Origin of the sequence: Novipirellula rosea (assembly GCF_039541335.1) — a bacterium.
Classification (GTDB): Bacteria; Planctomycetota; Planctomycetia; order Pirellulales; family Pirellulaceae; genus Novipirellula; species Novipirellula rosea.
Genome location: NZ_BAABGA010000049.1, coordinates 43,103 through 55,227, shown reverse-complemented (window position 1 = coordinate 55,227; position 12,125 = coordinate 43,103). Strand labels below are relative to the sequence as shown.

11 protein-coding genes are annotated in these 12,125 nt (G+C 55.1%); 6 read left to right on the top strand and 5 right to left on the bottom strand.

Going from position 1 to position 12,125, the window contains the following annotated elements:
- The first annotated feature begins 141 nt into the window (after positions 1-141).
- The 3 genes from ABD971_RS19845 to ABD971_RS19835 all read left to right on the top strand — a co-directional run bounded on the left by ABD971_RS19845 (position 142) and on the right by ABD971_RS19835 (position 3,310).
- On the top strand, positions 142-360 hold the full coding sequence (locus ABD971_RS19845; RefSeq protein WP_339942106.1) for a hypothetical protein: 219 nt from the start codon (positions 142-144) through the stop codon (positions 358-360).
- A 209-nt stretch (positions 361-569) separates the two neighbouring features.
- Positions 570-1,004 (top strand): STAS domain-containing protein, encoded by a 435-nt coding sequence (locus ABD971_RS19840; protein ID WP_339942107.1) that lies wholly within the window; start codon positions 570-572, stop codon positions 1,002-1,004.
- A 530-nt stretch (positions 1,005-1,534) separates the two neighbouring features.
- Positions 1,535-3,310, top strand: a complete 1,776-nt coding sequence (locus ABD971_RS19835) for a SulP family inorganic anion transporter (RefSeq protein ID WP_345324920.1) — start codon at positions 1,535-1,537, stop codon at positions 3,308-3,310.
- Between the two features lie 429 nt (positions 3,311-3,739).
- Here the strand turns inward: ABD971_RS19835 and ABD971_RS19830 are convergent, their stop codons facing one another.
- From ABD971_RS19830 to ABD971_RS19820, 3 genes are all read right to left on the bottom strand, one after another.
- Positions 3,740-4,735 carry a Gfo/Idh/MocA family protein gene (locus ABD971_RS19830; protein ID WP_345324918.1) on the bottom strand — a complete coding sequence of 332 codons (996 nt, stop codon included), beginning with the start codon at positions 4,733-4,735 and terminating at the stop codon, positions 3,740-3,742.
- A gap of 357 nt (positions 4,736-5,092) precedes the next feature.
- Positions 5,093-6,376 (bottom strand): Gfo/Idh/MocA family protein, encoded by a 1,284-nt coding sequence (locus tag ABD971_RS19825; protein WP_339942110.1) that lies wholly within the window; start codon positions 6,374-6,376, stop codon positions 5,093-5,095.
- 137 nt (positions 6,377-6,513) lie between these two features.
- Complete coding sequence (locus ABD971_RS19820) at positions 6,514-7,104, bottom strand: peroxiredoxin (protein WP_345324916.1); 591 nt, start codon at positions 7,102-7,104, stop codon at positions 6,514-6,516.
- Positions 7,105-7,178: 74 nt separating this feature from the next.
- Between ABD971_RS19820 and ABD971_RS19815 the strand changes: the two genes are divergently transcribed.
- The 3 genes from ABD971_RS19815 (at position 7,179) to ABD971_RS19805 (ending at position 9,227) form a co-directional block, all read left to right on the top strand.
- Positions 7,179-8,030, top strand: a complete 852-nt coding sequence (locus tag ABD971_RS19815; RefSeq protein WP_345324914.1) for a PDZ domain-containing protein — start codon at positions 7,179-7,181, stop codon at positions 8,028-8,030.
- 274 nt (positions 8,031-8,304) lie between these two features.
- The gene (locus ABD971_RS19810) at positions 8,305-8,556 is read left to right on the top strand and encodes a hypothetical protein (RefSeq protein WP_339942113.1); all 252 of its coding nucleotides are present in this window, start codon (positions 8,305-8,307) and stop codon (positions 8,554-8,556) included.
- 128 nt (positions 8,557-8,684) lie between these two features.
- A complete protein-coding gene (locus ABD971_RS19805; RefSeq protein WP_345324911.1) occupies positions 8,685-9,227 on the top strand; it encodes a hypothetical protein in 543 nt (180 codons plus the stop codon).
- 24 nt (positions 9,228-9,251) lie between these two features.
- Here the strand turns inward: ABD971_RS19805 and ABD971_RS19800 are convergent, their stop codons facing one another.
- Together ABD971_RS19800 and ABD971_RS19795 are read right to left on the bottom strand one after the other, a co-directional pair.
- Positions 9,252-10,616 (bottom strand): lipopolysaccharide biosynthesis protein, encoded by a 1,365-nt coding sequence (locus ABD971_RS19800; protein WP_345324909.1) that lies wholly within the window; start codon positions 10,614-10,616, stop codon positions 9,252-9,254.
- Positions 10,617-10,793: 177 nt separating this feature from the next.
- A complete protein-coding gene (locus ABD971_RS19795) occupies positions 10,794-12,113 on the bottom strand; it encodes an AI-2E family transporter (protein ID WP_345324907.1) in 1,320 nt (439 codons plus the stop codon).
- Between the last annotated feature and the right edge of the window lie 12 nt (positions 12,114-12,125).

Here is a 12,125-nt window from a genome sequence, read left to right as displayed (position 1 = left end):
GCTGCGACCTCTCGCGACACATTAGCGACATCAGCGGAAATTTGTCCGCATCGATTGTCCCCACTTCTTTCACCGTCATTCGTTTCGAACGACAATATTCCGACACAACCCGATCCAACTCAATAACAACGAGGACGTCCTATGCATCAAGTCAAAATGTTCAAAAGCGTGGATACCGAAATGGCGGACATGGAGTATCAAATCAATCGCTGGATGCGAAAGAGTGGGGCACGTGTGATTTCGATCACGGGAAACATGTCCGGTTCGCCCAACTCGTCCGGAGGACCTTTAAGCAGTTTTGCGGCGAATGATGTGCTCGTGATCGTGCTGTATGAGGTCGATGCGCCACAGAAAGCGTAACCCGCAAAATGCATAAAGCCGGAAAGCCTCTCGCAGTAGACGCTGGATGCATCTGAGCCCGGACTGCCATCGATTCGCAGTGTTCGATGAGGCGTCATTGTTTTAGGGGCGCCGCAGTTTTGGTTGATGGTGGCCTCGTTTTCGGGTATGCTTACTCAAACTTACCGGGAATCGGTAATCCACTCTGCGAACAAAAAACACAGAGAAGTATGAGCAATCTAGGAAGCGTCCCCATCAATCACACTGCGAATCCTGCAGCTAAACCCCATCGAGATCTCTTTAAAAACAAAGGACCGGAACAGACCGTCTCTTGCTCGACCCAACAACTTAACTCCCTGAAAACCGCGCGAAAACTCTCGCAAGACTTGGTTCGCTGGATGCGCTGGCAAACCGAATCCGATCAACCCGAAAGCGACTCGGTCCAGACATTGAAGCTGGACCTGGGGGGTGTCGACCGGCTAAGTAGCGTAGGTGTCAACGAGTTGATTGAGATCAACCGCAAAGCACGTAAGTTGGGGGTCAAGTTGATCCTTACCGAGGTTGGCGAAGCGGTGCAAGAAGTCTTTGCGGTGACGCGGTTGGAACGTATGTTTCATGTCGTTGAGTCTGATTCTGGCGAAAACAGATCGCTCGATCCCGCCTGATTGGGATTCCCGCCTGAATCTGCCGCCTCCGTTGATGCGGTTGCAGACGCATTCATGTGGTTGCAATCGTGTTCATGCGGTTGCAATCATGGGGCCAAATCCACCACGGGATCTTGATCGCTGTTGGGGGGGATAGACCGACCACTGCAATCCACGCGATCGTTACTTTGCGTGAACTCTTGGCTTGGTCTGAACTTTTCTTAGCGCGGTCTGCCAGGTTGCGGCAACCCGGCAAGGGCAACCTGTTTGGACCCGATGTCGCCCCCGCGGATAACGTAACGGGGACGATCTTCACACTGGCGCATCATTGCGACCCTATGTTCATTGCCATGCATGATGAATGGTCGACAAAGCGATGTTGACGGAAAATGGGTGAGGATTATAGTCCGCGGCTATAAAGCCACTGGCTTCACGCCGCTGGTTTCTCCGTCGATGGATCGGGTTTTGCCTAAATCAAGGATCTTAGCTGCGACGGTTCTCTACGTCCTTTCCCATTCTCCGAATCGTTTTCGATCGATTTCTGACCTGCCATGCTAAATTTTTTCCGCTCACGAACCGCAACGGCCAAGGATGACTTGCTGTCGGGTTTGACCGTTGCTCTTGCCCTTGTTCCCGAAGCCATTGCGTTTGCGTTTGTCGCGGGGGTTTCCCCGATTATCGGCCTCTATTCGGCATTCTTCATCGGCTTGATCACCGCTGCGTTTGGCGGACGTCCTGGAATGATCTCAGGGGCGACTGGTGCGATGGCCGTGGTCGTTGTCGCGTTGGTGGCAACCCAGGGAATTGAGTATTTGTTTCCAACCGTGGTGTTATGCGGGATTATCCAGATCGTGATCGGAGCGGCGCGGCTCGGTAAATTGATCCGATTAGTGCCCCACTCGGTGATGTTAGGGTTTGTTAACGGATTGGCGATCGTGATTTTCATGGCGCAATTCGGCAGTTTTCAAACGTTGGATCGAGCCAGCGGGAATTTGACCTTTCTGAGTGGTACGCCATTGATGGTGATGCTGGTGTTGGTGGCGATCACGATGGGAATCATCTGGTTGTTGCCTAAGATGACCAAAGCGATCCCCTCGTCGCTGGCCGCGATTTTGACCGTCACCTTGATGTCGGTGGGAATCAACCACTTGATGAAGAGCGAATCCGGTTCGGGCGAAAATGTCGTGGCAACCGTCGGCGACATGCTGAACACGCAAGCTCGGGCCAAAGCGATCGCGGCCAGTCGGGCCGACGTGGATGAAGTCGCTGCAGACGAGACCAGCTCGCTTGACGTTTCGACCGTGGCTATGACGCCCGAGGCGAAGAACCGTGTGGATGCGGTGAACGCCGTCGCAGCGGCTGCCAATGCCGAAGCGGCGGATGGAACCGAGAGCGAATCCACAGCATCGATCAGTGGTGGACTGCCTCGCTTGTTCTTTCTTGACTACAAAATGCCGCCGATGAATTTCGATACGCTTTGGATCATCTTTCCATTCGCAATCACGCTCGCCGGTGTGGGCTTGATCGAATCGTTGATGACATTGACGCTGATCGACGAAATTACTGAGACGCGTGGACGTGGCAACCGAGAATGTATCGGCCAAGGGGCTGCGAACATTGTTTGTGGATTGTTCGGCGGGATGGGCGGATGTGCGATGATTGGCCAATCGCTAATCAACGTCAACTCGGGTGGTCGAGGCCGGTTGTCGGGAATCACTGCGGCGGTTTGTTTGTTGATGTTTATCCTGTTTCTGTCACCTTGGATTGAACAGATTCCGATGGCTGCTTTGGTTGGCGTGATGTTCATGGTGGTGATTGGAACCTTTGAATGGGCATCGCTGAAGATGTTTCACCGGATGCCACTGAGCGACGTCGCCGTGATGGTGCTCGTTGCCGGTTACACCGTCGTGATGCATGACTTGGCAACCGCGGTCATCTTAGGTGTGATCGTTTCCGCAGTCGTATTCGCTTGGAAGCATGCGGCGAACTTAGGTGCTGACATTACGATCAACGAAGTCGGTGGCAAGATCTACCAGCTGCATGGCCCGTTATTCTTTGCTTCGGTTTCATCGTTCAAAGACTTGTTCGATCCGGCGAACGATCCCGACGATGTGGTTATCGATTTTTACTACACTCGCGTTTATGACCAATCGGGACTTGAGGCGATCAACACGCTAGCAGAAAAGTACCAGTCATTAGGTAAGCGATTGCACCTGACGCATCTGAGCGCCGAGTGCCGTGATTTGCTCGATCGAGCAGGCGACTTTGTCGAAGTCAACGTTTCCGAAGACCCACAATATCACGTGGCCACGGACCGCTTAGGTTAGACCGGATCAAGGCATGGCGTAGTCCTGATCAATTCACGCTACGGAACCGTTCGGAAATAACTTCGTCACTTCAAAATGTTTCCCGAACGACACGAACCCTCCGGTGGCGTTTGGGCCGTTCCGCTAGAGCTTTACCGGAATGGGCGTAGGTCGGCCAGCTTTGGACGTAGTGGACGAGGCTACGAGTCCCAGCGACTTAGTGGCACGGCGGGACTCGTAGCCTCGTCCACTACAGAGAAAACACTCAACCCGCGTGATTTGTAACAAAATTCGAATGACGAAGTTATTTCCGAACAGCACCTAACGCGAGGCCGATCCGGCGTGCCGACGGTGAGTTCACCGGTGCAACCGCGGTTATGCCGGATCATCGCTCCGCTGTGATCCGGCTTACATGTGCAACGCCATGTTGGCTTCCAATCGTTTCGAGCGTCATTCCGCCAGTAGCGCGTCGGCTTCCTTTTCGGCCTTGGCCATCACGTCGGCGATTTTCACGTATTGGCCGCCTTGGTTCTTGCTCTCCATCGCCGCTTGCATGAACGCATAGAGTTCGATGGTTTCGGCGGCATCAATCGGAGTTTCGTGAGTTCGAAAGAACTTTGCGATTTGTACAAGCAGCGGCTTGTAGCCAGCGTAGTCTCCTAAGGGCAGGACCTGTTTTTCGCCAAACGCGATCCCGCCATAGCCGCTTTTGCCGGACTTGATCCCGCGAAATGTTGCGAGTCGCTGGTCATCCCATTGCCCCGTGGCAAGTTCCGCCGCGGGGGTGGATTCGTGTCGCACTTTTTCGCAGCCCGGCCCCATGCAGGCGTACAAGGCCTCGACACCGTGAATGCCATACCAATACAGATCGGTGTGCGACGGTTCGAGGGAACAGGGGCTGTAGGTTTGGCAGCCGAGGACTTTTCCAAATCCAGGCGATTTGATCGCGTCAATACCGCTGATGTATCGCAGCGACGAACTGGAAAACATCGGCACGTCGTACTGTTTCGCAGCGCGGTAGATCGCAACGACTTCGCTCAGGTTCGAACCGACCGGTTTGTCGATAAACACAGGTTTGCCCGCCTTGAACACTGCGAGGGCTTGTTCCAGGTGCGGCTTGCCATCGTTGGTTTCCAACAGCACGCAATCTACTTTCTCGAGCAAGGCGTCGATCGAATCGACGATCTCGACTCCCATTTCTTTCACGCTTTCGGTGTATTTGGGAATACGACTCGAGCTCGATTCGATGTCGCGGCTGCCATAGGGATACGCAGCGACAACACGGCAATTCGCAAGTTCAGGCTGAGCCGGTTCTCGGTTGAATTCTTTGGTAAACGCAATGGCATGCGAGGTGTCCAAGCCGATGATGCCGATCGATAACGGTTCTTCGGCGGTAGCAGAGAGGGTGGAAAAGAGCATCGCGATAATACAAAAAGAGGTTCTCATTCGATTGGCTCGGGGGTGAAGCAAGGTGGGGTGTAGTGGTGAGCAGGACTTGTTTTCCGGCAACGCGATTCTTCGCGACGCGGAGGGTTGGTGTTTTGGAGGTCGTTAAAGAGCGTTGCTGATAAAGATCAGCCGCGTGGGAGAGAGATTAGCGGCACGGCGAATGTCTGATACCACCGAACTCAGTAGCGCTCGCGGCACGAGTCGCCCGGTTACTATGCATAAAAAAATATGCTTGTTGAATCCGGGGGAGCCGTGTGCCGCATGGCAATAAAAAATTCCCGCGTCGTGCCACTGCCGATGGATTTCGCCATCGGCAGTGTGCTTACAAAATGGACCGCGAGGTGCTAAATCGACTTAAGCTTTTCGAGGTTCCCAGCCCTTGGCATATTCACGACTCCAAAGCTTGTTAGCTTCGTCGTTGTGTTCAATATGCCCGTTGGCGGGATTGGTTTGCAGGACGGTTCCGGTGCGGAAGGCAATGTTGCCCAAGTGGCACAACAGCGTGCTGCGGTGAGCTTCCTCGATATCCGCATTGGTTCGCCGTGGCGAACGGACGGCGGTTAGAAAATCGGTAAAGTGGTCGGGGTCACCGGCAGGTCCCGAATTCGTCGAGACCTCTTTGCCCTTCATGTCATAGATCGTGTAACCGGCACCACGCATCACCAGTGACCCGTTGGTGCCATGGATGCTGATGCCAAACCCGGTGTCGTGCGGGCCAAGCGGAGACCAGCTGAGCCCTTCCCACGTGATCGTTTTGCCTTCGGGGAAATCGAAGGTAGCCATCATCGTGTCGGGCGTTTCCTGGTCATCATCGTGCCGATACTTGCCGCCGCCTGCGGTGACTCGCGTCGGGAAGGTGACATCAAGCGCCCAGCGGGCGACATCAAGTCCATGCACGCCGTTATTGCCCATTTCGCCATTGCCCCAGTGCCAATGCCAGTGCCAGTTGTAATGGACAAGATTGTCTTTGAATTCGCGGCGAGGTGCGGGACCTTGCCAAAGATCCCAGTCCAACCAATCGGGCGTGGGGGCTGGTTTTCCTTTGCCAATCGAAGCACGCCGATTGTTGTACCACGAGCGAGCGTAAAGGGTCTCGCCGATTTCTCCCTCATGGATCTTTTTGACCGCTTCGACCAACGCGGGCCAGCTACGACGCTGGGTGCCCATTTGCACGACGCGATTGTTTCGTCGGGCGGCGGCAAGTGCCCATTCGCCTTCGGCAGCCGTGCCGCTACAGGGTTTTTCTACATAAACGTGTTTCCCCGCGTCGCACCCGATGATGGTCGCCGGAGCGTGCCAGTGGTTCGGAGCCGCGACCACAAGCGCGTCGACGTTTTTGTCGTCCAAGATATGACGAAAATCGGTAACAATTTTAGGACGCTGTTGCTGTTTGGACGCTACCAATTCAGCGGTTCGATCTGCGGCTCGCGAATCGACATCACAAATGTAGTCGATACGGGTGTTGGGAAGCGCAAGCATGCCCGACGTGATCGCCCGGCCGCGTCCGTTGACCCCCATGATGCCAAGCGAGACCGTCTCACTGGGCGTGGCATCCTGCGCCGTCAGTGTCTTGGTCGCGGTCGCCGTAAACGCTGCTGCGGCCGCAGTGGACTTTAGGAATAAACGTCGATCATTCATACAGACTTCTCAGGTGGGAGTAAAAACAGGTGGGAGGTTGTTTACACGACCGCGCAAACTCGGCTCATATTGCTCCGTCGCCCGCGGTGCGAAGGCGAACCGCGGGCGCCGGAACTTAGATCACGCGTTCGGGTGCGTTACTGCAGGTCTTTGACGACATCAAGGATTTTGGCGGGGTCTTGTTTTGCTTGGACCTTGTCGTCCTTGTAGGCGATCTTTCCATCGCGATCGATGACGAATGTCCATCGCTTGGCGGTCACATCACGTTTCAAAATCTGTTCGCTGCCATCGATCATCGCCTTGACTGACTTTGATCCGCGAGTGATCGGTACTCCGAACTTTTCAGCAACCTTGCCGTCAACGTCAGCCAGTAGTGGAAAGTTCAGCTGATGAGCTTTCTTGAACCATTGGTGGTTTTGGACCGAATCGCCGCTGACGCCAACGACCTCGACCTCTTGGGAAGCCAGGTCGGCCAGCGTGTCGCGATAACCACAGGCCTGTGCGGTGCAGCCGCCGGTCATGTCGGCCGGGTAGAAATATAGCACCACGATCTTTTTGCCGAAATGATCGGCGGATTTCCATTGATCGCCCTTGTCATCTTGAACCGAAAACTGAGGTGCCTCATCGCCAACGCTAAGCGAATCGCCCTGCTCTTTGGCGACCACCATCGGCAACGCAAACAAACTCAGAAGTACCAGACTGCCACACGCGGAAAACGTTCGGGACATAGAAAGTTCTCTATAGAGTTTTGGGGTTCGGTGTACGAATTGTAGTCGAAATTATAGACGATGTGGGTGGTGGGGTGGTAACACAAGAAAATGGTTTGACGGCATGCCGCGATCCGTCGCGGATCGGCGGGGCACAGGAAGCCTTGCTTTGCTATTTCTCGCAGTTTTCACTGATATTTTTGTTCGATCGTGGGCGGGGCGGACGCTTGGATCCGGTAGACTGTCAGAGGGGATCACTGGATATCGCACGCCCGACATCGTTTTGCGGTTACCGCTGCGAAGTTGGCTCTAGGGGAGTTTTTGCTGGGATGATGGGAAATAAGTATGTTTTGAAAATGATGGTCACCGCCAGTGTGGCTGTTGGTGTCTTCGCTAGTTCTGGGGCACCGTCGCTGAGGGGGGACGATCCCGTGGCTCCCGTGGCCCCCGTTGCCATTGTGCCAAATGAGGCAGTGAAGGGCGGTACGGTGATGGAGGGGACTTTGCCGCCGCCCCGAAAGACTTCCCTAAATCCGGCCACGCCCACAACAAAAACGGCCCTGCCTACAGCAAAGCCAGCTGGTCAAGCAGGAAATGAGGATGGCGCCGCGAGCGCGGACCGGCCACGACTGGGGCTGAATGTGAATGCGGAACGCGCTGTGATCAACAAGGTTTATCCGGACAGTGGTGCGGCGGCGGCCGGCGTTCAGCCGGGCGGTCAGATCATTGCGATCGATGGTCAGCCGGTGAAAAACACGGAGGAGTTAAAGCGGGTGATTCGCGAGCGGACATCGCGTGACACGGTCACGCTGCAGGTGGTGTACGGAATGTCGGCGAACTCTCGTGGCAGTGTTACCCGCACGCCGTGGACAAAAACGTTTCGTGTGCCCCTAGCCAAACCAAAGATGATTTTTCTTGAGCTGCCCGCACCCGTGAAAGAAAAGTAATTGCGGAGCGTCATGCCCATCATCCGCTCGGCGTGGACGCCTGTGCGGACGGGGCCCATCGCAAACGCGATTATTTTTGTTTTTTGGCAGCCAGCGGTGAAACTGCAAGCTAGAGTTTGAATACGGGTTAAGGAATCACGGCCTTTGGACCTCGGTTCAATCGAAGCGTGAACGGCATGGGGGGAAGCAATGCTGACGTTGTTTGTAGCAACTTTTTGTACATCCTCGGTCCACGAGTGACCGGTGGTGATTCTCACTCATTTCGTACGCTGCTATGGTCGATTCATTCGGGCTATCTCACCGTCCTCACGCCATTCTGGAAGCGGCTCCGCCGCATGTTTCGGAGGTGCAAGATCCCTCCAAGAGCCGCTTGACGCAGCGGAGCGACGATCGCGTCGCTGATACGCTCCCCTCGGGACGTCCGCCCGCGCCGAACACTCCAGGAAACACCGCCGTGGAGCTTGTCAACAAGGCGGTCGAATTGCAGCAGCAGCTGGCCGCCGGCTATATCGACATCATGATGTAATTCACGAAACTGTTTGCTAGCAAGTTGGCGGTTTGCTTGGTGTTTCTGGAAAACTGATCTCGCTCTGGGGCCAAGAAGTTGAGACAACGGCAGAACTGACTGAATCTCTCATTCGAACGGAATCGAACATGCGAAACCTGATCATCCTCGCCATGTTAATCGCAGGTGCATCCGCCGCAGGTTGGTTTCAAATCCAACGCGACGGCGAATATACGCGGATCGATATCAATCGCGCTGAAATCCGTGAGGACGCGAGGCGGGCAATCGACAAGGGACGTGAAATCCTTGATCGTCGTGATGCACAGAATTCGAGCTATCCGGCCGACGAAGCTACACCGGGGCAAGCCTATCCGCCCGATTACGATCCAGGACCATATCCGAACCAAGCCGATTCATACCAATCGCAATACAACGATTACGGCACCGGCACCCGTTACAACCAAGCGGACTCGCAACGCGATTTTCCACCGTACGATAGCCGGCAACAGAACACGAGCGGCTATCCTAGCACCGGCCCCTATCCCAATACTGGCCCCTATTCCAACACCGGCCCGTATCCTAACGCGGGGGCTGCCCCTCCATACGGAACATCGTCAACCGCCAGCCCCTACCAAGGGCAGCCAGCAGACTATCCAACCTACAATCAAACGCCCTACTCGCCACGTCGATAGCGGCCAGAGCGTGTCCGGTTTTCCTCACGAGACATTCGGGTCGCTTAGACTTTGCAATGGTTTCCGCGTTTGCTGCTTTCTATTGGCACTCTGAGCACGCAATTTGCGAAAATGGCGGTTCGCGAACAGCAAGTTGGAAATTGCAAACGAGGAAATAGAAATCGCATACGCCGCCGCGGCTCCGGCAGCTCCAAACGCCTCGAAAAATAGCACCAGCAACACCACTAAGCCAACAGCGTGGATGCACAGCAGTGACAGCAGAGTTCGCCGCTCGCCCGCAAAAAGTAAAAAGGTTGGCGACAGCGAGAACAGGGTCCACACACTCGAGCCAAACGCGACAATGCAAAGTGGAACGTAACTCTCGGCGAACCGTTCTCCGTAGAGCATCAAAATCTCGTCACCCGCAAAAAACACCGTCGCCAGGAACAACGCGATGCCGGTGCTGATGACCCAGAACCGCGTCCGCCGCATTTCGGTCAGCCGGTGCCACTGTGATGTTTCGATGCCCAGCGCGATCGTGGGCTGAAAATACTTGTCCGTCGCCTTGGCAAGAATCAAGATCAAGCAACCGGTTTCAAATGCAGGCGCCAAAATCGCGACCTGGTTGCCTTGGTGGGGCACGTGATAGGCCACCACCAACGTGGCGCGGAACAGCCACGCGATCAGCGAGTAGAACACGAGGTACGAAAAACTGTCGCTTGCCCAAGTCGAAAGCACGGACGTGTCGGTGGCCGTGTCGGCATAGTGGCGTGAGCGGCCAAACAGTAGCGACATCGCGACGATCAACCCGACCATGCTGCCGGCGCAGAAACAAAGCACGGCGCGAAACGGGGTAATCCCAAAATCGATCGAGGTGAGTCCAACCAACCACAATGTGGTTAAGGGAACCAAGACTCGCGAGATCAACGTCGCTCGCGTGGCCATTTGAAGTGCCATCAACAAATCGATCGACACCCCGGCTGCGGCGACTACGGGCAACGACACGATTGCCAAAAACATCACGTTGCGGTGGCCTTCCTCGAGCATGGGGGTCTCGATCATCGCGACCACAACCCCGACCAGCAAGCTCATTAACAGCGTGCCCCCAAACGCAAACCGTAGGTAGCCTCGCAACGGACTCGGCTGCGATCCAGCGACATAGACCGGCACGATTCGCAAGCCGTATTTGCCGAAACCGGCCTCGCCAAGCGATGCCAGCAGTCCCAGGGTTGCAATCGCGCCGACGTACTGCTCGAACTCGTCATGTGCCAATTGCCGCGCCAGTACGACCGTGATCATGTACCCCACCAAAACGCCAACGACGTTCAGTGTGGTCAACAGTACCGTGGTCACCCCCTCTCGCCGTGGCACTGAATCGCGGACGGTTGGTTCAACATGTAGCGGGGCCATCTGCGATCACATTCTCTGGGGTTACAGTCCACGAGCTTGATGGCTGCGAGCTTAATGACGACGAGCATAATAAGCACGCGTTTACTGACCACGCGTTTAATGAGCACGAACTTAATAACCATGGGGGAAGGTCGTGATTAAAAACGCTCGCCTCCCATGCAACCGACGGTCGCGGAATCATCTCGCATTCCTCGCGGGTTCGAATCGTCCGGCCATCAGTTCGGCGATCGGTTTGCCTGAATGACTCTGCTGCAGCACAATCTTTAAGATGGAAACAATCGGTGTCGCCAAAAACATTCCGACGATTCCCCAGATTAATCCGAAAAAGATCAGCCCCAACAACAAAACGATCGGGCTGACGTCAAACGACTTGCCCATCATCCGCTGCTCGATCACATTGCCGCTGATGAACTGAATCAAGGCAATTAGAATAAAGCAAACAATCGCCGCGGTGGGCGACAGCTCGGCACTGAGTGCCAAAAAGGGAACGGGCAGCATGCAACTGAGCAGTGGCCCGATATTGGGAATGTAATTGAGCAAAAAGGCCATAAAGCCAAAAACGATCGCAAGCGGCACGCTGAATAACCACAGTACAAACCCAAAGGCAAACCCGGTCAACAAGGACAGGACCGTTTTCATCACCAAATACTTGCGGACTTGTTCTTCAATCTCCGCTAACAGTCCCATCGACAGCGTCTCATTCGCTTTGCTTGGGATAGGACGTGCCGAACGGTTCTCTAGCAGCAAAAAGAACACAAAGATGAGCACCAAGGCGGCGTACGACAACAGGTTCGGTAGCGTGCTGGCGACATCAATGATGCTGCGTTTCACGAACCGCGACGACTCCGAGAACAACCGCTGTAGCGCTGCTGACGGATCGCGGGCCACCACCACGGTGTTCGAAAATGCTTCGGCGGAATCTTCGCGGGAATCATCGTTCGCGGTACCCGAGGGCTCGCCTGGCAGTTCGCTCGCATTCGCTACAAGCGGCGGATCGACGTCACTGGATGGCGATGGATCGATCAAATCGCGGGGGTCTGCGGCAGGGATCACGACGTCAGGATTTGAGACGTCAGGATTCGAGAGGTCAACGCCACCCCGCAACCAATCTTGGTCTCGGTTCACCGCTGCGGGGGCAACGTCACGCGGGTTCGCATCCACATTGAAGGCGTCCGGTACATGGTCGACGATCCAGATCGCGATCTTGTTCAAACGCTGTTCATAGGCCGCCGAATTGGCCGCCAAGTCAGCGATCGAAACCCAGCTCAGCAGGGCAAACGCCGCAAACAAGCATCCACCGATCGAAAAGGTAACCAGGAAGGCAAGGAAGCGATGGAGACGCAATTTGCGTTCGACAAATTCCAGCACGGGCCGACAGCCAATCACGATAAATGCCGCGATGATGAAGGGCAGTAGAACTGTTTTTAAATACGCCAAACTGAATCCGGTGGCGATCGTCGCCAGGATGATCAAGCAAGTCGTTTGTGTTCGTTGCATCGTTGTTATCGC